Consider the following 21,076-nt stretch of genomic DNA (forward strand, 5'->3'; position numbering starts at 1 on the left):
GCTTTTCGTCCGCTTGACACCCTTCTTCAGGTGTGGCCCGCTCTTGGTGCGGCTCGTGATGGGACCCCACCGCCAACGCAACCCTCTAAGCAACCGGCGGCCGCCCAAAGCAAAAGGCGTGCCATCTACCCGCCCACGGCGCGGGCCCCCTGATCAGATTGCCGGGGGTCTGGGGGCAGAGCCCCCAGGGAAAGCACGCAAGGCGACCACGCCGCCCGCAAGGTGACCACCCACAACAGCCGCGTCTCTCACGGCAACCGATGCCGAGACCCCACAGGCACCACCAACGGCGTCCCGGAAACCGGATCCTCGACAACCCGGGCATCCAACCCGAACACCTCCAACAACATCTGCTCGGTCAACACCTCCCCAGGCGCCCCCTGAGCCACAATCCGCCCATCCCGCATGGCAACGATGTTGTCCGCATACCGAGCAGCCAAGTTCAGATCGTGCAACACCATCACAATCGTCCGCCCCATGGACGCATGCAGCTCCTGCACCAGATCCAGCACGTCAATCTGGTGGGCAAGATCCAAATAGGTGGTCGGCTCGTCCAACAGCAACAGATCAGTCCCCTGAGCAAGAGCCATGGAGATCCAGGCCCGCTGCCGCTGCCCACCGGACAGTTCGTCCACAGTCCGCTCGGCCAAGTCCACAATCCCGGTCATGGCCAACGCGGCATCAACAGCAGCAGCGTCATCAGAGGACCACTGCCGATACCAGGACTGATGCGGATGCCGCCCCCGAGCGACAAGATCAGCCACAGTCAGTCCCTCAGGAGCGGACGGAGCCTGAGGCAACATCCCGAGAACCCGGGCGACATCCCGAGTGGACATGGAATCGATCTGCTTGCCGTCGAGCAACACAGCACCGGACCGAGCAGGCAACAACCGCCCAAGAGCCTTGAGCAGAGTCGACTTGCCACACCCGTTGGGCCCGATCACCGCGGTGACGGTGCCACCGATGATCGACAGGTCGAGGTTGTCGACGACCTGCCGTTCCCCGTAGCCCACGCACAACGACGAAGCCTCAAGACGCACACTCATACCCGCGCCTCCCGGCGGCTTCGGATCAGCAGGAACATCAGGTAGGGCGCTCCGAGCACGGCGGTGACCACACCGACCGGCAGCTCGGTGCGGTAAATGGTCCGCGCGACCAGGTCCGACAACATCACGAGCGCGCCGCCGATCACCACCGAGCCGAACAACGGCGGCTGAGCGGTGCCGGACAGGCGAAGAGCGATCTGCGGCGACGCCAGCGCGACGAAGACGATCGGCCCGGCCGCGGCGGTGGCCACCGAGGCCAGCACGATCGCCACGATGATCAGGAACGACCGCGCCGCGTTCACCCGCACGCCGAGCCCGCGCGAGGTCTGGTCGTCGAACTGCAAGGCCCCGAGAACATGGCCGCCGATCAGGGCCACGGGAACCAGCACGACCAGCGCCAACGCGACCGGCACGACGTGCTCCCAGCCGCGGCCGTTCAGCGAACCGGTGATCCACACCATCGCGCGGCCCGCGTCCTGCACGTCGCCGACGGTCAGCAGGTAGTGCGTGAAGTTGCCGGCCACGGCGGTGATGCCGATGCCGACCAGCACCATCCGGAAGCCCTCGATGCCCTGCCGCCACGCCAGCGCGTAGACCAGCAGGCCCGCGAGCAGGCCACCGGTCAGGCCCGCCAGCGGGACGCCGACCGAGGCGGCGGTGCCGGTCACCACGCCCAGCGAACCGGCGAAGGTGATCACCGAGACCGCGCCGGCACCGGCTCCCCAGGTCACGCCGAGGATGTCCGGCGAGGCCAGCGGGTTGCGCACGATGGCCTGGAAGATCGCGCCGGAGAGTCCCAGGGCGCCTCCGACCAGCAGGCCCGTCAGCGCTCGCGGCATCCGCAGTTCCATCACCACGAACTGGTCGCGGCGCGTGCCGCCGCCCAGGAGCGTGTCGACGACCTGGGTCACCGTCAGCGGGAAGTCGCCGATCATGATGTCGGCGACCAGCAACGCCGCCAGGACGACCAGCGAGGCCGCCACCACCAGCAACGGCCGGCGGCGCAGCCGGAACGAGGCCGCGCCCAGCCGCAGGGCGGGCGCCTTGGCCGCGGGGGTCTTCACAGCGGTCGTCGTCAAATCTTCACCAGCTTCTTGCGCCGCACCAGGAAGATGAAGAACGGAGCGCCGATCAGCGCCAGCATCACGCCGACCTCCACTTCGGAGGGACGGGCGACCACCCGTCCGACGATGTCGGCGAACAGGATCATGATCGCTCCGAGCAGTGCCGAGTACGGCAGGATCCAGCGGTAGTCGGGGCCGGTGAACGCGCGCGCGACGTGCGGCACCACCAGCCCCAGGAACCCGATCGGCCCGCACGCGGCCACAGCCCCGCCGACCAGCAGCGTGATGGCGAAGATGCCCAGCGACCGCGTCCTGCTGACGTGGACGCCCAGCGACTTCGCCACGTCCTCGCCCAGCGACATGGCGTTGAGCCCCGGCGCGTTGAACGCCGCGATCACCAGGCCGACCAGCAGGAACGGCGCCACCTGCGACAACACCGTCAGGTCGCGGCCGGCGATCGCGCCGACCTGCCAGAACCGGAACGCGTCGAGCGACTGCTGGTCGAGCAGCACGATCGCCGACACCAGGCCGTTCATCAGCGCGGAGACCGCGGCACCGGCCAGTGCCAGCGTCACCGGCGACGGCCCGCCCCGCCCGGCCGACCCGAGCAGGAACACCACGACGCTCGCGATCATCGCGCCGGCGAAGGCGAACCAGATGTAGCCGACCAGCGAGTTCACGCCGAGCAGGAAGATCGAGAGCACGACCGCCAGCGCCGCGCCGTGCGTGACGCCGAGGATGCCGGGATCCGCCAGCGGATTGCGCGTGTGGCCCTGCATGAGAGCGCCGCCCACACCGAGCGCGATGCCCACCGCGATGCCGAGCAACGTGCGCGGGATCCGCAGCTCGCGGACCACCACGTCGTCCTCGACACCGGTCGGCGTGAAGAGACCGTGCCACACCCCGGAAAGCGGGATCTCCTTCGAGCCGATCGCGATGCTCGCCACGCACACGGCGACCAGCACGACCAGCAGGAAGAGCAGGCCGAACGACCTACGACCCAAGGCCCACCCTCCTCGATCAAGACAGGAGAGGTAAGCCTAACCGAACCACCTGGTCGCACCGAGGTCCAGGGCGGCGGTTCCGGTCACACCACCGGCCTCATCAGGAGAAGAACGGGCCCAGGAAAGATCACCAAACAATGTTCAGCCAACCCGTTGTCGGGTCAACTAAAAAGTCAGCAGCAAGAGTGTTCATGATCTCGTTTGGACAGGACCGTTCCACCTTCCGCGCACCGAGCAGTAGCTGACCGATCACTCAAATAGCACGAAGGGGTTCCGGGAAGATTCCCCGGAACCCCTTCGTGTTTTGCCGAATTTCAGCCCTGCTGGTGGTAGGCGTCGAGCACCTCGGCCGGGATGCGGCCGCGGTCCGACACCTTCATGCCCTGCTTGCGGGCCCACTCGCGAATGGCCTGGTTCTGCTCACGATCCGCCGATGCGGGGCGCGCCTTCACGCTGCCGGCCGGACGGCCGGGGCCAAGACGCTTACGACCACCCGCGCGACGTGCACTTCCCACGAAGTCGGCAAGAGCATCCCGCAGTTTGCCCGCATTGCCCGAGGAAAGGTCGATGGTGTAGCTGACACCATCCAGTCCGAACTCGACGGTCTCCTCAGCGGTGGAACCGTCCAGATCGTCGACGAGGGTCACCGTGACCTTCTGCGCCATGCGTATCCTCCTGGACCCCGAATGCGCGGTCACCCGCGTGCGAACTAAAGCCTTCTGCGAGGCAGGTTAGCGCACGGATGCCGCATTGCACCTATCGACATCCGGAAAGTTACTCATTCAGGGCGAACGAGCGGGAACAAGATGGTCTCCCGGATACCCAGACCGGTGAGCGCCATCAGCAGCCGATCGATACCCATTCCGACACCACCACTCGGTGGCATTCCGTACTCCAGTGATCGCAGAAAGTCTTCGTCGATCGGCATCGCCTCGTGGTCACCGGCCGCCCCAAGACGCGCCTGTGCTTCCAGGCGTTCCCGCTCGATGACCGGGTCGACCAGTTCGGAGTAACCGGTTCCGAGTTCGAATCCGCGCACGTAGAGATCCCACTTTTCGGCCACACCCGGCTTGCTGCGGTGCTGCCTGGTCAGCGGAGACGTCTCCACCGGGTAGTCGCGCACGAACGTCGGCGCGTAGAGCGAGTCGCACACCAGGTGCTCCCACAGCTCCTCGACCAGCTTGCCGTGCCCGAACTTCGGGTTCACCTCGAGTTCGTGGCGGTCACAAAGCTTGCGCAGGGTCTCGGCAGGCGTCTCGGGGGTGATTTCCTCACCAACCGCTTCGGACAACGACTCGTAGATGCTCAGCGTCGTCCATTCACCCGAGAGGTCGTACTCGGTGCCGTCCGCCAAGGTGACGATCTGAGAACCCGTCACGGCTTCCGCCGCTTCCTGGATCAGCTCGCGCGTCAGTACCGCGTTCGAGTCGTACGTGGCGTACGCCTCGTAGTACTCCAGCATCGAAAACTCGGGCGAATGCGACGAGTCCACGCCCTCGTTGCGGAAGTTGCGGTTGATCTCGAAGACCTTCTCGATGCCACCGACGACGCAGCGCTTCAAGTACAGCTCCGGCGCGATGCGCAGGAACAGGTCGATGTCGAGCGCGTTCGAGTGCGTGATGAACGGACGCGCGGAGGCACCTCCCTGCAGCGTCTGCAACATCGGCGTCTCGACTTCGAGGAATCCACGCCGGTGGAACGAGTCGCGCAGAGAACGAACGACGTTCGCACGGGTCCGAACAGTGTCACGCGCCATCGGCCTGAGGATCAGGTCGACGTATCGCTGACGAATGCGGGTTTCCTCGCCGAGTTCCTTGTGCGCGACCGGCAACGGACGCAACGACTTCGACGTCAGCTGCCACCCGTCGGCCATCACGGAAAGCTCGCCGCGACGTGAGCTGATGACCTCACCGCTCACGAAAACGTGGTCGCCGAGGTCGACGTCGGTCTTCCACTCGGAAAGCGCTTCTTCACCGACACCGGCAAGGCTCAGCATCGCCTGCAGTTCGGTGCCGTCGCCTTCGCGCAACGTCGCGAAGCACAGCTTTCCGGTGTTGCGCATGAACATCACGCGCCCGGTGACGCCGACCTGCTGTCCGGTCCGGGTGTCGGGTTCGAGTTCGGGATGCGCGTCGCGAATCTCGCGCAACGTGTGCGTGCGCGCGACTTCGACGGGATAGGGCTCCTTACCGGAAGCGAGCAGCCGCGCACGCTTCTCCCGGCGCACGCGCATCTGCTCTGGCAGGTCTTCTTCGCTGGTCACGAGGTTTTGCTTCGGCTGCTCACTCACGCGGAGAAGGGTACGGACACCTGTGATGTCAAAGCGAACCGGATACCCGTTTCACGAGGTGGCCGCAACACGCCGACGCCCTGCACGAGAGGCTGAACCTGCGGACGAGCCGCCGTCGTCCCCCTGACACCGGTGGTACCGCTCAAATCCCTGACCGCGGCGGACCAGCCGCCTCCTGGTATCGCCAACGGCCGTGCCGCGCGGGCGATCGGCCACTACGTCAGACGTGCGAACCAACTCGTCCGGCGCCTCGAAGAACCTCACCAGACCATTCTGGACACCGGTCCACTCACTAAGTTGGGGTGATGGATCTACACGCTAGGCGAGCGGACTCGTTCGGCGAGCAGGCCGAGGCCTACGCCGAACACCGGCCTGACTATCCCGTGGCGGCGATCCGGTGGGCTCTGGAGCCGCTGGGCACCGACGAGCGGCTCGACGTGCTCGACCTGGCCGCCGGCACCGGCAAGCTGACCGCGGGACTGTGCGCGGAGGGCCACCGCGTGACAGCCGTGGAGCCCAACGAGCAGATGTTGTCCGAGTTGGTGCGCCGCGTTCACGGCGTGCGCGCGCTGCCGGGTCATGCCGAGCACATCCCCGTTCCCGACCAGACCGTCGACGCCGTGTTCGTCGGCACCGCGTTCCACTGGTTCGACCAGCAGAAGGCGTTGCCGGAGATCGCGCGCGTGTTGCGGCCCGGCGGGGTGCTGGCTGCCATGTGGGCCGAGCCGGTCACGGACGTCGAGTGGGTGCGCGAACTGGAGCAGGTGTCGGCGAGCAGCGTCGAGTCGCAGCGGCAGGACCCCGTCTCGTTCATGGCGCACCCGTCGTTCACGAAGGCGGAGCAGGCCACCTTCCCGCACACGCACCGCCGTGACTCGCCGGAAGCCGCCCTCGCGTGGATCAACACGCATTCACGCCTGCTCGTCATCGACGAAGCGGAGCGGGCCGCGATCAGCGACAAGATCCTGGCGTTCCTGCGCGCGCGTCCGGAGACGTCGAACGGGCCGTTCGACGTCCCCTTGCGCGCGGAGGTCTATCGGATGGTGCGCGTCAGCGAGTAGCGGGCATGTTGCGCTCGAACACCATGCGCAGGCCCAGCAGGGTCAGGTCGGGCACGTGGTGCGCGATCGTCGAGGACTCGGAGACGACCAGAGGAGCGAGCCCGCCCGTGGCGATGACCGTCACGGGACCGGGGTCGGTCTGCTGGAGCTCCTCGGTGATCTTGCGCACCAGCCCGTCCACCTGGCCGACGAACCCGTAGACGATGCCGGACTGCAGGCACTCCACGGTGTTCTTGCCGATCACGTTGCGGGGCCTGACCAGCTCGACCTTGCGCAGCTGGGCGGCGCGGGAGGCGAGGGCGTCGACCGAGATCTCGATGCCCGGCGCCAGCGCGCCGCCGAGGAACTCGCCCCGTGACGAGATGACGTCGAGGTTCGTGGACGTGCCGAAGTCGACCACGATGCACGAGGTCGCGTAGAGGTGGTGGGCGGCCAGCGTGTTGATCACGCGGTCCGAGCCCACCTCCTTCGGGTTGTCGACGAGCAGCGGGACGCCGGTCTTCACGCCCGGCTCCACCAGGATCTTCGGCACCGCGTCGTAGTAGCGGCCGAGCATGACCCGCAGCTCGCGCAGCACCGCGGGCACGGTGGACAGCGCGGAGATGCCGGTGATCTTGTCGGCGTACTCGCCGAGCAGTCCGCGCATGGTCAGCGCGAGCTCGTCGGCGGTCATCCTGGCGTCGGTGCGCATCCGCCAGTCGCGCACGAGCGGGGCCGAGTCGCCGACCCCGTCGTACAGACCGAGCACGATGTTGGTGTTGCCGACGTCGATGGCGAGCAGCACGGTGCGTTTCCTTAGTTCTCGGCCTGGATCAACGCGTCGAGCGCTGTCGCTTCCACGGTCTCAGACGAAGGCGCGCTCGTGGAGCCGTTCACCAGACCGGACCCCTCCGGGGCGTGCGCGGGGTCGCTGCCGAGGTCGACGACCTTGTTGTCGGCGTCCACGAACACGACCCGCGGCTGGTAGGTGCGCGACTCCGCGTCGTCCATCTGCCCGTACGCGATCAGGATCACGATGTCGCCGGGGTGCACGAGGTGCGCCGCGGCGCCGTTGATGCCCAGCACGCCGGTGCCGCGTTCGCCGGGGATGACGTAGGTCTCCAGGCGGGCGCCGTTGGTGACGTCGACGATGGCGACCTGTTCGCCCGCCAGCAGGTCGGCGGCCTCCATCAGGTCCTCGTCCACCGTCACCGAACCGACGTAGTGCAGGTCGGCCTGCGTCACGGTGGCGCGGTGGATCTTGGACTTCAGCATCGTGCGGAACATGTCACTCCCCCTGCTCGTCGCCGTCGCCGAGCAACACCGCGATGTTGTCGATCAGGCGGGTGGAACCGACGCGGGCCGCGACCAGCAGCCGGGCGTCGCCGTTCTCGGGTGCGGGACCGAGGTCGACCCCGCGCAGCTCCAGGTAGTCCACTTCGACCTCGGGCGTCTGCGCCAGCACGTCGTTCGCGGCCTTGAGCACCGCGTCCGCGCCCTGCGACGACACGTGCGCGCCGGCGGTGAGAGCGGCCGACAGCGTCACGGCGTGATGGCGCTGCTCCGGGCTCAGGTAGGCGTTGCGCGACGACAGCGCGAGGCCGTCGTACTCGCGGACGGTCGGCACGCCGACGACGTCGAGCGGGAAGTTGAGGTCGCGCGCCATCTTGTGGATGAGCTGCAGCTGTTGGTAGTCCTTCTGCCCGAACACCGCGTACGTGGGCTGCACGATGTTGAACAGCTTCGACACGACGGTGAGCACGCCCGCGAAGTGGCCGGGGCGGACAACGCCCTCCAGCTCCTCGCCCAGCGGGCCGGGATGCACGGTGACCTGTGCGCCCTCGGGGTACATGTCCTCGACGGACGGTGCGAAGACGATGCCCACGCGCTCCTCGCGGCAGATGTCCACATCGGACTCGAACTGGCGCGGGTACTTCGCGAGGTCCTCGTTCGGCCCGAACTGCAACGGGTTCACGAAGATCGACACGACGACCACCGTGTTCTGCATGACCTGCGCCTCGCGGATCAGCTGCCGGTGGCCCGCGTGCAGGGCGCCCATCGTGGGCACCAGCGCGACGTTGCGCCCGGCGTTGCGCAGCGCCCTGATGACCCTGTTGAGGCGGGCCGGGTCGCGGTGCACCGTGACGTCGTCCGGGCGGTAGTCGTCCTTGGTCAGTGGCTTCGTCACGTCAGTCCTCAAGAGTGGTGCGAACGTCGTTGGCCGCGTCGGGCTTGAGCAGCCCGGAGTCCTCGGCCCGCTCGGCGGTGCGGCGGGCGAGCACGCGGTAGCTGGGAAGGATCTCGGGTGCCTGCTGCGCGAGCACGCCGAGGTGCTTGCGCAAGGTACCCGTGTCGCCTCGGGCGACAGGACCGGTGAGGGCGCGGTCACCGTGCCGCAGCGCGTTGTCGAGCGCGGCGGACAGCAACGGGCCGAGCAGGCGCTCGGCATTGGCGATCCCGGAGCCGGTGAGCAGGTCCGCGGCGTCGCGGACCAGCGTGATCAGGTGGTTCGCGCCGTGGGCCAGCGCCGAGTGGTAGAGCGGGCGGACGGCCTCGGGGACCCTGACCGGTTCCGCGTCCATCTCGACGACCAGCGCCTCGCCGACGCTCCAGGCCACCTCGTCGCCGTCCGCGGCCGTGACGCCGACGCACGCGGCGCTCATCCGCTGCAGGTCCTCCGCGCGACCGGTGAACGTCATGACGGGGTGCAGCGCGATCGTGAGCGCACCCAGTTCGGCAGCGGGTTCGAGGATCCGCACGCCCATCGCGCCGCTGGTGTGCACGACGATCTGGCCCGCGCGCAGCGATCCGGTGGCGACGAGGCCCTTGACCAGGCCTTCCAGCTCGTCGTCCGGCACGGCCAGCAGCACCAGGTCGGCACGCGCGGCGACCTCGGTGGGGTCGGCGATCGGGATGCCGGGCAGCAGCTCGTCCGCGCGGTTGCGGGATGCTTGCGAGACGGCGGAAACGCCGGTCACCACGTGGCCCGTCCTGGCCAGCGCGGCGCCCAGCACGGAACCGACGCGGCCTGCCGAGATGACACCGACGGCGAGCCTCGCCGGACGTGGGGTCGCGTCCATGCGACTAACTCCTTCTGACGTTCCAGTCCCTTGTGCGGGTACCGGACGACGCCGCCGAGGGTAGCTCCGCCGAGTGCCCGTGGACCCGCTCGGTGACCGGATTCACCGACGGGCGGCGGCCCTGGCGGCGTGCAACGTGTCGAGCAGCACCCCGTGGCGTTGCTCGGCGCTCTGACCGGCCGTTCCCTGCTCGATGCGGTGCCGCAGGAAGGCCAGTTCGGTGACGGCGATCTGGTAGCTCTTCACGGCCTTGACCGACGCCTCACCCGACTTGCGCTTGACCGCCCGCAGCCAGTTCCTGCGGCCGTTGAGGCTGGCCAGCAGGGCGACCTCGCTGTTGGCGATCCACCGGTTCTGCGCCATCGCGGCGAGCTGCCCCGCGACGATCCGCTGCTCGCGTCTGCGCTGCCACACCACGATCGCGACGGCGCCGGCGAACACCGGGACCATGATCAGGAAGTACAGGTTGATGAAGGCCGAGCCGGTCCCGACGGTGGTCGAGAAGTTCCACAGCGAGTGCAGCCCGACGGCCGTGAGGTAGCCACCGATCGGCGCGATGACGCGCACCGTGGCGTTGCCGGTGGTCGCCGCGATGCCGACGCCGATGCCCGTCATGGCCGTGAACAGCGGGTGCGCGAACGGCGAGAGCACCCCGCGCAGCACGAACAGCGCGATCACGCCGCCGCTCAGGTCACCGAGCCCGTTCTCCAGGAAGACCCGGCCGAAGTACCAGATGTTCTCGGTGAACGCGAAGCCCGCGGCCGTGATGCCGGCGTAGACCATGCCGTCCACGACCCCGTCGAACTCGTGACGGCGGCGGACGAACACGGCGATGAGGAACACGGCCTTGGTGGCCTCCTCGACGATCGGCGCGCCGACGACGGCCGTGAACGTCGTGCCGTCGTCGGTCAGCAGGTTGCCGAGCACCCTGGACGTCTGGTTGAACGCGAGCGAGCTGATGGTCGCGCCGCACGAGCCCCAGACGAACGCGAAGAGCAGCATCTTCGCGGGTTCCGGTTCCCAGCGGTCGATCCAGAGGAAAGCGCTCACCACGAACGCGACGGGGATCAGCGCCGCGGCGGCACCGACCAGCAGCGGCTCGATGCCGATGCTCGACGTGCCCAGTGCGAACAGCACGAGCCCGGCCGCGGCGAGTGCGATCAGCGCCACGACGGGGAACAGGACGGTCCAGCGGCGCTGCTCGATGCGCTTCTTCGTCGGCGTCGGCATGGGGTCGGCGTCGGTCACGGGAAATGACCTTAGATGCACACTTGTCCGATGTTCGACTGGGAAGCCGCTTGGCACGCCGCGCTGTACGGCCCCGGTGGCTTCTTCGCCCGCGGCGAGAAGCCGTCCGCGCACTTCCGGACGTCTCCGCTGGTCGGACCGGAGCTGGCGGAGGCCCTGCTGACGTTGCTGTCGCGCGTGGACGCCGCGCTCGGATTTCCCCCGGTCGTGGACTTCGTGGACGTGGGTGCGGGCGGGGGCGAGCTGGCGTTCGCGGTGCGCTCGCTGGCGTCCGGTTCGCTGGCGTCGCGCCTTCGGGTGACCGCGGTCGAGGTCGGTCCTCCCGTTGAGCTGCCAGGGGTTCGGTGGACCTCGTCCGTGCCCTCGTGCGTCGGGCTGCTGGTCGGGCACGAGTGGCTCGACGCGATCCCCTGCCCGGTGGTGACCGGGCCTTCTACCGACCCGTGGATCACCCGGTGGTGGCCTTCGCTGGCCGACGGCGCCCTGGCCGAAGTGGGGGCGCCCCGGGATCGGGCCTGGGCCGCGGCGGTGTCGTCGGTGCGCGGTGCGGCGTTGGCGATCGACTACGGGCATCTCGTGTCCTCGCGGCGGTTCACGCTGACCGGGTACCGGGGTGGGCAGCAGGTGGAGCCCGTGTTCGACGGGTCCTGCGACATCACGGCGCACGTCGCTTTCGACGCCTGCGCTGCCGCTGCCGGCGGGGACTGGGTGCTGGTGTCGCAGCGGGATGCTTTGCGCGCCTTGGGGTTGACCGGTGCTGCGTCTGGTTCCGGGTGGGACTGGCTGGAGTCGGCCGCTCGGGCCGGGCGGATCGCCGAGCTGCGCGATCCCTCGGGGTTGGGGGGCTTCGGCTGGCTGCTGCACGGGAACGGGGTGGCGGTCGCGGACCTGCTGCCCGCGCTGCCGCCCTGGCGTCCGAATCCCGCCAGCTTTCCGGAGTTCTGACGGCGATCGTTGGGGGCATGCGAATCCACAACGTCCTGCCTTCGGCCGCGCTGGCCGATCCCGGCCGCGAGTACCGCGCCTCCGAACCTGGCGTGCCGTTGCGCTGCTGCCTGCGCAAGTCGCTGGCCGGTGAGCCGGTCTGGTTGTTCCGCCACTCGCCGTCGGTCGGCAAGGGTCCCTACTGCGAGGTCGGCCCGATCTTCACGCACGTGGACTGCCCGGACTCGCCGTCGTTGGATCGTCTCCCCGTCGAATTGTTGAACAATCCCCGGATCCTACGTTCCTACAACGCCGCAGGTCAGATCCACGACGGCGAGGTGGTGGAGCCCGGATCGTTCGATCGTGCCATCGCCGGATTGTTCAACAATCCCGCAATCGAGGCGATCCAGGTGCGGAGCTTGTCGCACGGGTGCTTCTTCTTCGCGGTCACGAGGTCGTAAGCCTGGTTTTGGCCTGACTCGGCCAGACCTGGAACGGCGAGAGCTGGACCGGTAGGAGCTGGCCCGGCCGGACTCGACTAGGCACGGTCGATGCGGCCAGACCCTGTTCGGCCAGACCCTTCTGGGCAGGACCAATGTGGCCATACCCAACTCGACCAAGCCCAATGCGGCTAGACCCGCCTCGGCAAGGTCCGATGTGGCCGGACTCGACTCGACCAAGCCCCAGGCGGATCCGGTTCGGTCCGGCTCGGTCGGTCCGGCGCGGTCGGTCCGGCGCGGTCGGTCCGGCGCGGTCGGGCCAGCTCAGTCGGGCCAGCTCAGTCGAGCCAGCTCAGTCGAGCCAGCTCAGTCGAGCCAGCTCAGTCGAGCCAGCTCAGTCGAGCCAGCTCAGTCGAGCCAGCTCAGTCGGGTCTGACTCGCTACACCCGCCCGATTCAGCCAGACCGGGCACGGCCAGGGCCGACGCGGTCGCGCCTGATGCGGTCCGACCCGACGCAGTCACCTCGGATGTGGTCACATCCGACTCAGCACAGCCAACGCAGCCACATCCGGCCCAACCAGGCCTCAGGCCGTCACGCGGGAACGGCCGAGCCCCACGCAGCCATTTCCGATGCGGCCACTTCCGATGCGGCCACTTCCGATGCGGTCAGGTCCGATGCGGTCAGGTCCGATGCAGTCAGGTCCAGCTCGGCCAGACGCGACAGCTAGGCCCGACGTGAAGCGGCCCGCCCCGCCACGTCCGCCCCAGCCAAACCCGACACGGCCACGTCGCCCCCCAGCAGACCCGACACGTGCCAGACCCGACGCGGCCAGACCCGACGGGGCGGCAGACGGACGCGGCCAGGCCCGTGCGGCAAGCAGGAGCGGCCAAGCCCGACCCAGCCACCTCCGGCGCGGCCCCTCCCGACGCACAGGCACCGGACCCCGGCGCCCTCGACCGTGCGGCGGCGGATTCGCGGCCCGTGAAACCATGCTCGGGTGAGCGAGCAGATCACCGTCGGCGTAGGCGCAGGCGCCCGCTACCTGGGTGTGGACCGCGTGATCGACCTGGGGCCACTGCACCCGTCGGCCCACGGCGCGTACCGCCTGCGGCTGACCGTCACGCCGGAACTCGTGATCACCGCTGCCGAACCGCTGGTAGGTCACCTTCACCGCGGCGCCGAGAAGCTCTTCGAGGTTCGTGACTACCGGCAGGTCCTGACGCTTGCCAACCGGCACGACTGGCTCTCGGCGTTCTGCAACGAGTTGGCCGTCGCCCTGGCCGTGGAGCGCATGACGGGCATGGACGTCCCGGCCCGTGCCCAGTGGTTGCGGGCTCTGCTGTGCGAGCTGAACCGTCTGATGGCGCACATGGTCTTCCTGACTCCGTTGTCCCCCAACGCCGCCGCCTACCGCGAGGGCGTGCAGGCGTTGATGGAAGAGGCGTCGGGCGGGCGCATCCACTTCATGTTCAACAGGATCGGCGGCCTGCGCGAGGACGTCCCGGCCGGCTGGACCGAGCGGGTCGCCGACTTTTTGTCCACTGTGGACACCACATCCCTGCCCATCGATTTCGGTGCGCTCGAAGGGCTTGGTGTGCTGCCGCGCGAGGACGCGCTGGCGTATGGCGTCACCGGACCCATCGGCCGGGCCAGCGGGGTGGACTTCGACCTGCGCCGTGACGACCCGCTGCCTGCCTACAAGGCTTTGGGCTTCTCGCCCGTAGTCCGGACCGAGGGGGATGCAGCCGCGCGCGTCCGGTGCCTTCTCGGCGAGGTCGAGAAGTCGGTGGAGTTGGCTCGCGCGTGCCTGGAGCAGTTGCCGCAGGGGCCGGTGAACCTTCGGCTGCCCAAGGCCATCAAGGCACCCGAGGGTTCCGTCTACACGCGCGTCGAGGCGCCGTTGGGCACTTCGGGGGTGCACCTGTCGTCACGCGGCGAGAAGACGCCGTGGCGGCTCAAGCTCCGCACGCCGTCGTTCAACAACGTTCAGGCGCTGTCCGCGCTTCTGCCCGGCACGAAGGTGGACGACCTGCCGGCCGTGCTGAGCTCGTTCGCCGTCATCGTCGGCGACATCGACAAGTAGGACCTAGTCGTCGCGGCGGCGACGGCGGCGCGGTGCGTCGCCTCCGCCCAGCGATGCCAGCAGTTCGCTCACCGACTTGCCGTCCGCGTGCGCGCCCGACGGGTCTTCCGGCGCGGCGCGGCGGCCCGTCGAGACCGCGGGCAGGCGGGTGGACGAGTCCTCGGCGACCCGGCGGCCGGAGACCGGGGTCTCGTCGGCCGGGGAACGCCTGCCGGGCGAGACCGCCGGGAGCCTGGCCGACGACTGCTCGGCTGCGGAACGGCGGCTCACCGGGGGCAGCGACACCAGCGAGTCCTCGGAGGCGGTGCGGCGCGACGGCCGCTCGTCGGAGCGACGGCCGGGGCTCGGGGCGTCCGGCTTCAGGGTCTCCCACGAGCCGCTGTCCTGCACCGGAGCCGGGGACTGGGACTGGGACTGGCGGTCGTCCGCTCGGCGGCGGCCTCCGCCGGTGGCCAGGGCCTTCGGGTCGATCATCTCGGTGCGCTCGGCCACGCGGGAACGCGGTTCGGGCTTGCGGGTCTCCACCGACTTCGCGACCGCCGCGGGGGCCTTCGGGGGCTGCTCCGGGCGCTGCATCGGCTCGGGGCGGGCCGGGGGTTGCTGCGGGCGCTGCACCCGCTCGGTGCGGTGGACCTGCGCCTGCACCGGCTGGGCCTTCACGGTGGGAGGCGGCGGGGCCTTCTGGGGAGCCGGGGTGGCACCACCGAGCCTGGCCGAGACGGCTGCCGCCGCCGATGCGGGACGGGGCTGCGGCCTGGGCGGTTCCTGCTGCTTCGGGGCCTTCACGGGCTCGCGGCGGACCACGGCCGGCTGCGGGCGCGGCGAGTTCCTGGCCGGATCCGGGCGCACGGGCTCGGGACGGGCCTGCTCGCGGCGCGGGGGCTGCATCTTGGCGTCTTGGGCGACGCGCTCGATCAGTTCGGTGCGCTCGGACGGCTTCTCCGAGGTGACGGACGACGTCGCGGTGATCACCGGCTTGGCGTTGATGACGCGCTGTTCGGGTGCCGCCGTCAGCCGTGCCGCTTCCGAGCCGAGTGAACGCAGGCGGGTCGACTCGGCGCGCAGGGCCACGCGTTCGACGAGGACGTCACCGCCGAGCAGGGCCTGGAGGTTGTCGCGCAGCGCGTGCAGATCGGCGCGCAGGGCCTCGATGTCCGCGCGCGATTCTTCCTCGATGCGCTTGCGGGTCTCCGACTCGATCTCGAGCTCGTACTCGCGGCGCGCGGCGACCTCGCGCTCCAGTTCCAGTTCGTAGACGGACTGGAGATCGGCCACCTCGTCGTCACGTTCCGTGACCTGCCTGCGATACCTCGCAGCGAGGAAGGCACCCACCAGAGCCGCCCACAACGCGGCCACCACGGCCAGACGCAGCATGCGGGCGCTGTCGCTCAGCACGAGCACCGCCGCGGCCACGAGGGCGAGCGCCAGTGCCGCTACCAACAGCAATCGCCCTGAGCCACGACCGTGATCATCTTGCTCGTCGTCGGTCGACGCGCCTCGCCCGGTCATGCGCACTACGGTACCGCGTAGTTATGTGACTGAGACCTACGGCCGGGTATCTAATCCGTCCCGGAACTCTCGTCCGGCGTCCTGCAGCAGTGCTCCAGCCACAGCGCGGCAGCCGTCAGCGAGACCGCGGCGATCATCCCCACAACGGCCGCCACCAGGTCGTTCGAGGCCGCTGGGAACGAGTCGCGGACGGGCAGCACGAAGATCAGCAAGCCTGTCCAGGCACCGAACATCAAAGCGCCCAGAACGGACGACGCCTTCGCCAGCACGACCGCTCGGGCGGCCGTCAGCGGCTGCACCGGACGAGCGCCCCGCCGGCGCTGGATCCTGGCCCGCAACGAGAACGCGAACACGGTCTCCACGACCGCGATGACGAACAGCGTCGACCCGGCCAGCAGAGGCAACGCCGGCAACGAGTCGTACGTGAGCCGCAGCAACAGGTGCGCGAGCAGACCGCCGACGATCGCAACGGCCGCCAGGTCGCGGGGACGGGTGAACTTCACGCTTCCATCCAACCCGAAAGCACGAGATCGTCGCGCCGACGCACGCCCTCGGCGGAAAACTTCAGGCCCGCAACGGGTCCGTGGCCCGCCAGCACCGCGTCCGGTTCCACGTCGAGCCACGGGATGAGGACTGTTGCGCGCTCAAACGCCCCAGGATGCGGCAGAAGCAGCTCCGGGTGGTCCGAAGTCACCCCGTCCACCGAAACCACGTCCACGTCCAGCGTGCGGGGGCCCCAGCGCTTCTCCCGCACGCGCCCGGCGGCGTTCTCCAGCGCCTGACCGCGCCGCAGCCAGCCCCACTCGTCCACGTCGTCCGATGACACGATCACGACGGCGTTCAGGAAGTCCGGCTGGTCCTCGACGCCCCACGCCGCCGTCTCGTACACCGGCGAGACGGCGACGACGAACGGCCGCAACCCGTCCACGACGGACTGCAGGAACTGCAACCGATCGCCGAGGTTCGAGCCGATCGAGAGGACCGCGCGGCTCAACGGGCCTCCTTGGGCAGCGGCGCGGCCAGCCGGCGCGACCGGCGGATCGTCACCGACACGTCGTCGAACGTCAGCGGGATCGGCGCGGACGGCTTGTGCAGCGTCACCTCGACCGCGTGCAGCCGTGAGTCGGCCATCGCTGCGTCGGCGATCCGGCCGGCCACGGTCTCGATGAGATCGCACGGCTCACCACCGATGATCCCCGCGGCCATCTCGGCCAGTTCGCCGTAGTGGTAGGTCTCTTTCAGGTCGTCGGTGCGGGACGCCGCGCTCAGGTCCAGCCAGAGCGTGATGTCCACGACGAACTCCTGCCCGTCGCGCTTCTCGTGCTCGAACACCCCGTGGTTGCCGCGCACCCGCAGGCCCGTCAACGCGATTCGGTCAGCCATGTCCCCGCCTCCACGCACCGGCGACGGCGACCGCGTCCAGCGTCCGGTCGACGTCGTGCACCCGCACACCCCACGCTCCGTTGAACGCGGCCAGAGCGGACACCGCCGCGGTCGCGTCCTCCCTGCCGTCCGGTGGACGGTTGCCGAGCAACGTGCCGAGGAAGCGTTTGCGCGACGCCCCCACCAGCACCGGGAAGCCCAGCTCGACCAGTTCGTCCAGGCGCTGCAACAACTCCCAGTTGTGGTCGCCGAGCTTCGCGAACCCCAGCCCGGGGTCGAGCACGATCGACGACTCCGCGACACCGGCGGCCAGCGCGGCCTCGACGCGTTCCAGCAGCTCCGTGCGAACGTCCGTCACCACGTCGTCGTACGTCGCCAGCGCGTCCATCTCCGTGCTGTGCCCACGCCAGTGCATGAGCACGTACGGAACTCCGGCCGCGGCGACGACAGCGGCCATCTCGGGATCGGCGAGGCCACCGGACACGTCGTTCACGATCGACGCACCCGCCTCCAACGCCGCCACGGCCACGGAAGCACGCATGGTGTCCACGCTGACCGGCACGCCCTCGGCGGTCAGCGCCCGGATCACCGGCACGATGCGGGCGATCTCCTCGGCCGGCTCGACGCGCCCGGCACCGGGCCGGGTCGACTCGCCGCCGACGTCGATCATGTCCGCACCGCGCTTGAACATCTCGACGCCGTGCGCGACCGCGTCCCGCCGGTCGATGTAGCGGCCGCCGTCGGAGAACGAATCGGGCGTCACGTTCAGCACGCCCATAACGACACAGCGGCCGGGACGAGGCAGACCGTTCACCTCGACCGGCCCCTGATCAGTTCGATCGCTTCCGCCCGTGAGGACGCGGACGTGCGCAGCAACCCCCGCACCGCCGACGTCGTCGTGCGGGAACCGGGCTTGCGCACACCGCGCATGCCCATGCACAGGTGCTCGGCCTCCATCACGACGATCACGCCGCGCGGCTCGAGCTTGCGCACCAGGGCGTCCGCGACCTGCGACGTGAGTCGCTCCTGGACCTGCGGCCGCTTCGAGTAGAGGTCGACGAGCCTCGCGAGCTTCGACAACCCCGTCACGCGGCCGTGCTCGTTGGGGATGTACCCGACGTGCGCGACGCCGTGGAACGGCAGCAGGTGGTGCTCGCAGAAGCTGAACATCGGGATGTCCGTGACGAGGACGAGCTCCTCGTGGCTCTCGTCGAACGTCTTCGCGAGGACGCTGTCCGGATCGGTGTAGAGGCCGGCGAACAACTCCTGGTAGGCGCGCGCCACCCGTCCGGGTGTCTCGCGCAGGCCCTCCCGCTCCGGATCCTCACCGCACGCGATCAACAGTTCGCGCACCGCAGCCTCGGCCCGCGGCTGGTCGAAGACCCGCCGCGCGGAGACGCCGGCCTCCCCGTCAAGGGTGAGGCCGGCGTCTCCGTCGAGCTGGTGTTGCTCGGTCACTGCCGCTCGTCCTGCTCTGACTGCGGCTTCTTCGGCTCCCAGACGTTGTGCGGCTTGCCGCCGGGCACCGTCGCCGGGGTCCATCCGGGCGGGGCGCCGTAGTTCGGCGGACCCGCCTGGTTCGAAGGCTGACCGGGCTGGTGGGCACCGTTCGACCCGTTGGGCGACGGCAGTGCCTCGGTGGCCGGTTCCGCGGCAGGCTCCGCCTGCTGCGTCTCCGGCTCGTCGTCGAGGGTGTCCTCGACGACCGGCGGCCACGGCTCGCCGCGCTCCCTGGCGAGCTCACCAGGGGTCTTGATCGGCGGGATGTCGGACGGCCTGCGGTCACCGAAGTCGTTGAACTGGGTGATGCGCGGCCGCTTCTCGACGCGGGCGAAGATCCGCTCCAGTTCCTTCTGGTGCAGGGTCTCCTTCTCGATCAGCTCGAGCGTGAGGTCGTCGAGGACGTCGCGGTAGGTGACGAGCACCTCGTACGCCTCGGTGTGCGCGGCCTCGATGAGCTTGCGCACCTCCTCGTCGATCTCGTGCGCGACCTCCAGCGAGTAGTCCGCCTGGCGACCGGCCGAGCGACCGAGGAACGGCTCGCCCTGCTCCTGCCCGTACTTCACGGCGCCGAGCTTCGCGCTCATGCCGTACTCGGTGACCATCGCGCGGGCGATCTTCGTCGCCTGCTCGATGTCGTTGGACGCACCCGTCGTGGGCTCGTGGAAGACGAGCTCCTCGGCGGAACGGCCACCCAGTGCGAACACCAGTCGCGCGATCATCTCGGACCTGGTCATCAGGTCCTTGTCCTCTTCCGGCACCGACAGGGTGTGACCACCCGTGCGGCCGCGGGCGAGGATCGTGACCTTGTAGACCGGGTCGATGTCCGGCATCGCCCACGCGGCCAGGGCGTGCCCCGCCTCGTGGTACGCGGTGATCTTCTTCTCCTTCTCGGAGATGATCCGGCTCTTGCGGGCCGGACCGCCGATCACGCGGTCCACCGACTCCTCGAGGGCCGCACCGTCGATGGTGTGGCCGTTCTGGCGCGCGGTGAGCAGCGCCGCCTCGTTGATGACGTTCGCGAGGTCGGCGCCGGAGAACCCGACGGTGCGCTTCGCGAGGCCGTCGAGGTCCGCGTCCGCGGCCAGCGGCTTGCCCTTCGAGTGCACGCGCAGGATCTGCTTGCGGCCCTTCAGATCCGGCACGGACACCGGGATCTGACGGTCGAAGCGGCCGGGGCGCAGCAGGGCCGGGTCGAGGATGTCGGGGCGGTTCGTCGCCGCGATCAGGATGATCCCGCCGCGCGAGTCGAAGCCGTCCATCTCGACGAGGAGCTGGTTGAGGGTCTGCTCGCGCTCGTCGTGACCGCCGCCCATACCCGCGCCGCGGTGGCGGCCCACCGCGTCGATCTCGTCGACGAAGACGATGCACGGCGCGTTCTGCTTGGCCTGTTCGAACAGGTCACGCACACGCGAGGCACCGACACCGACGAACATCTCGACGAAGTCCGAACCGGAGATCGAGTAGAACGGCACGCCCGCCTCGCCGGCGACGGCTCGGGCGAGCAGCGTCTTGCCGGTGCCCGGAGGGCCGTAGAGCAGCACGCCCTTCGGGATCTTCGCGCCGAGTGCCTGGTAGCGGCCGGGGTTCTGGAGGAAGTCCTTGATCTCTTCCAGTTCCTCGACGGCCTCTTCGGCACCGGCGACGTCGGCGAACGTCGTCTTCGGCATGTCCTTGGACAACTGCTTGGCCTTGGACTTGCCGAAGTTCAGAACGCGGTTGCCGCCGCCCTGAGCGTTGTTCATCATCCACATGAGCAGCAGCAACAGGAGGCCGAGCGGCACGAGGTAGATCAAGATCTGCATCAGGATGGACTCCTGGCTGACCTTGGTCTCGACCGTCGGCTTGTTGCCGGCCTGGTCGAGGACGGTGAAGATCTCGTCCGTCGAGCTGGCCGGGAACTGCGTGATCAGGCGGTTGCTGCCCTCGAAGGTGGTGCCGTCGGTGAGGGTGAGTCGGAGACGCTGCTCCTTGTCCTCGATCGTGGCTTCCTTGACCTTGCCGTCCCTGACCTGTTGCAGTGCTTGGGACGTCTTGACCGGGTGATACCCCCGTGAGTCGTCAAAGAGCACGGTGAAGACGAAGTAGAGCAGCAACACCGCAGCGATCCACAGCAGCGGGTTGCGAAGCAGGCGCTTGCGGTCCATGCACTTACGGCCGGCGGGCGGCCTCGACCCTCCCTGACTTGCGCGTCGGGCAGTGGAAGACCCACATACCGCGTCCGACCAGCCTACCGCTCGCTGGCCGGGTACTGAGCAACCAACGGGCGGGGGCCATCTGTGGTTCCCACGGGTGACCCCCACCACGCATGTTCACGCAGTTTGGTTCATCCGGAACAAATACGGCCGTCCAGACGAGTGACGCAGGTCACGCCATCTCATTACGTTTGCGGGTCACATGTCATCCTCATTCATCCCCCGAGTGTTCTCCCGCCACTCGAAAGAGTGAACACGTGACCGAAGG

Annotated in this window: 21 protein-coding genes; 4 read left to right on the top strand and 17 right to left on the bottom strand. The window is 69.0% G+C overall.

Features of this window, described 5'->3' with window-relative positions; genetic code table 11:
- Window positions 1-248: 248 nt before the first annotated feature.
- From SK571_RS18435 to lysS, 5 genes are all read right to left on the bottom strand, one after another.
- Window positions 249-1,046 carry an ABC transporter ATP-binding protein gene (locus SK571_RS18435; RefSeq protein ID WP_319985303.1) on the bottom strand — a complete coding sequence of 266 codons (798 nt, stop codon included), beginning with the start codon at window positions 1,044-1,046 and terminating at the stop codon, window positions 249-251.
- Window positions 1,043-2,125, bottom strand: a complete 1,083-nt coding sequence (locus SK571_RS18440; protein ID WP_319985304.1) for a FecCD family ABC transporter permease — start codon at window positions 2,123-2,125, stop codon at window positions 1,043-1,045. Before SK571_RS18440 ends, SK571_RS18435 begins: the two co-directional genes overlap by 4 nt.
- The gene (locus SK571_RS18445; protein WP_319985305.1) at window positions 2,122-3,114 is read right to left on the bottom strand and encodes a FecCD family ABC transporter permease; all 993 of its coding nucleotides are present in this window, start codon (window positions 3,112-3,114) and stop codon (window positions 2,122-2,124) included. Before SK571_RS18445 ends, SK571_RS18440 begins: the two co-directional genes overlap by 4 nt.
- A 314-nt stretch (window positions 3,115-3,428) precedes the next feature.
- Window positions 3,429-3,779 carry a histone-like nucleoid-structuring protein Lsr2 gene (locus SK571_RS18450; RefSeq protein ID WP_030477509.1) on the bottom strand — a complete coding sequence of 117 codons (351 nt, stop codon included), beginning with the start codon at window positions 3,777-3,779 and terminating at the stop codon, window positions 3,429-3,431.
- A 113-nt stretch (window positions 3,780-3,892) separates the two neighbouring features.
- Window positions 3,893-5,347, bottom strand: coding sequence for a lysine--tRNA ligase (lysS, locus tag SK571_RS18455; RefSeq protein ID WP_319985445.1), 1,455 nt, complete (start codon window positions 5,345-5,347; stop codon window positions 3,893-3,895).
- A gap of 362 nt (window positions 5,348-5,709) precedes the next feature.
- Here lysS and SK571_RS18460 point away from each other — a divergent pair, with 362 nt between their 5' ends.
- Window positions 5,710-6,465 (top strand): class I SAM-dependent methyltransferase, encoded by a 756-nt coding sequence (locus SK571_RS18460; protein ID WP_319985306.1) that lies wholly within the window; start codon window positions 5,710-5,712, stop codon window positions 6,463-6,465.
- On the opposite strand, the gene SK571_RS18465 is transcribed toward SK571_RS18460, so the two are convergent.
- The 5 genes from SK571_RS18465 to SK571_RS18485 form a co-directional block, all read right to left on the bottom strand.
- Entirely contained in the window at window positions 6,455-7,249 is a 795-nt protein-coding gene (locus SK571_RS18465; protein WP_030477513.1) for a type III pantothenate kinase, read from the bottom strand. The two genes, SK571_RS18460 and SK571_RS18465, sit on opposite strands and share 11 nt — an antisense overlap.
- An 11-nt stretch (window positions 7,250-7,260) precedes the next feature.
- The gene (panD, locus tag SK571_RS18470) at window positions 7,261-7,731 is read right to left on the bottom strand and encodes an aspartate 1-decarboxylase (RefSeq protein ID WP_266044007.1); all 471 of its coding nucleotides are present in this window, start codon (window positions 7,729-7,731) and stop codon (window positions 7,261-7,263) included.
- 1 nt (window position 7,732) lies between these two features.
- Window positions 7,733-8,632 (bottom strand): pantoate--beta-alanine ligase, encoded by a 900-nt coding sequence (gene panC, locus SK571_RS18475; protein ID WP_319985307.1) that lies wholly within the window; start codon window positions 8,630-8,632, stop codon window positions 7,733-7,735.
- A 1-nt stretch (window position 8,633) separates the two neighbouring features.
- The gene (locus SK571_RS18480) at window positions 8,634-9,524 is read right to left on the bottom strand and encodes a Rossmann-like and DUF2520 domain-containing protein (protein ID WP_319985308.1); all 891 of its coding nucleotides are present in this window, start codon (window positions 9,522-9,524) and stop codon (window positions 8,634-8,636) included.
- Window positions 9,525-9,626: 102 nt separating this feature from the next.
- Window positions 9,627-10,754: a PrsW family intramembrane metalloprotease gene (locus tag SK571_RS18485; protein ID WP_406602004.1), complete on the bottom strand. Its 1,128-nt coding sequence runs from the start codon at window positions 10,752-10,754 to the stop codon at window positions 9,627-9,629.
- A 48-nt stretch (window positions 10,755-10,802) separates the two neighbouring features.
- Between SK571_RS18485 and SK571_RS18490 the strand changes: the two genes are divergently transcribed.
- The 3 genes from SK571_RS18490 to SK571_RS18500 all read left to right on the top strand — a co-directional run bounded on the left by SK571_RS18490 (window position 10,803) and on the right by SK571_RS18500 (window position 14,221).
- Window positions 10,803-11,717 carry an SAM-dependent methyltransferase gene (locus tag SK571_RS18490; RefSeq protein WP_319985310.1) on the top strand — a complete coding sequence of 305 codons (915 nt, stop codon included), beginning with the start codon at window positions 10,803-10,805 and terminating at the stop codon, window positions 11,715-11,717.
- 17 nt (window positions 11,718-11,734) lie between these two features.
- Entirely contained in the window at window positions 11,735-12,157 is a 423-nt protein-coding gene (locus tag SK571_RS18495; RefSeq protein ID WP_319985311.1) for a DUF1203 domain-containing protein, read from the top strand.
- A gap of 978 nt (window positions 12,158-13,135) precedes the next feature.
- On the top strand, window positions 13,136-14,221 hold the full coding sequence (locus SK571_RS18500; protein ID WP_319985312.1) for an NADH-quinone oxidoreductase subunit D: 1,086 nt from the start codon (window positions 13,136-13,138) through the stop codon (window positions 14,219-14,221).
- Between the two features lie 3 nt (window positions 14,222-14,224).
- On the opposite strand, the gene SK571_RS18505 is transcribed toward SK571_RS18500, so the two are convergent.
- The 7 genes from SK571_RS18505 to ftsH are packed head-to-tail and all read right to left on the bottom strand — an operon-like array spanning window position 14,225 to window position 20,760.
- Window positions 14,225-15,730, bottom strand: coding sequence for a DUF6779 domain-containing protein (locus SK571_RS18505; protein WP_319985313.1), 1,506 nt, complete (start codon window positions 15,728-15,730; stop codon window positions 14,225-14,227).
- 50 nt (window positions 15,731-15,780) lie between these two features.
- Complete coding sequence (locus tag SK571_RS18510; protein ID WP_319985314.1) at window positions 15,781-16,233, bottom strand: DUF3180 domain-containing protein; 453 nt, start codon at window positions 16,231-16,233, stop codon at window positions 15,781-15,783.
- Window positions 16,230-16,724, bottom strand: a complete 495-nt coding sequence (gene folK / locus SK571_RS18515; RefSeq protein ID WP_319985315.1) for a 2-amino-4-hydroxy-6-hydroxymethyldihydropteridine diphosphokinase — start codon at window positions 16,722-16,724, stop codon at window positions 16,230-16,232. The genes SK571_RS18510 and folK overlap by 4 nt, the downstream gene beginning before the upstream one ends.
- On the bottom strand, window positions 16,721-17,113 hold the full coding sequence (gene folB, locus SK571_RS18520) for a dihydroneopterin aldolase (protein ID WP_319985316.1): 393 nt from the start codon (window positions 17,111-17,113) through the stop codon (window positions 16,721-16,723). Before folB ends, folK begins: the two co-directional genes overlap by 4 nt.
- On the bottom strand, window positions 17,106-17,891 hold the full coding sequence (gene folP / locus SK571_RS18525) for a dihydropteroate synthase (RefSeq protein WP_319985317.1): 786 nt from the start codon (window positions 17,889-17,891) through the stop codon (window positions 17,106-17,108). The genes folB and folP overlap by 8 nt, the downstream gene beginning before the upstream one ends.
- A 32-nt stretch (window positions 17,892-17,923) precedes the next feature.
- Window positions 17,924-18,571 carry a GTP cyclohydrolase I FolE gene (folE, locus tag SK571_RS18530; protein ID WP_319985318.1) on the bottom strand — a complete coding sequence of 216 codons (648 nt, stop codon included), beginning with the start codon at window positions 18,569-18,571 and terminating at the stop codon, window positions 17,924-17,926.
- The gene (gene ftsH / locus SK571_RS18535) at window positions 18,568-20,760 is read right to left on the bottom strand and encodes an ATP-dependent zinc metalloprotease FtsH (RefSeq protein ID WP_319985319.1); all 2,193 of its coding nucleotides are present in this window, start codon (window positions 20,758-20,760) and stop codon (window positions 18,568-18,570) included. Before ftsH ends, folE begins: the two co-directional genes overlap by 4 nt.
- Window positions 20,761-21,076: the final 316 nt, after the last annotated feature.

Origin of the sequence: Lentzea kristufekii, assembly GCF_033949925.1 — a bacterium.
Classification (GTDB): Bacteria; Actinomycetota; Actinomycetes; order Mycobacteriales; family Pseudonocardiaceae; genus Lentzea; species Lentzea kristufekii.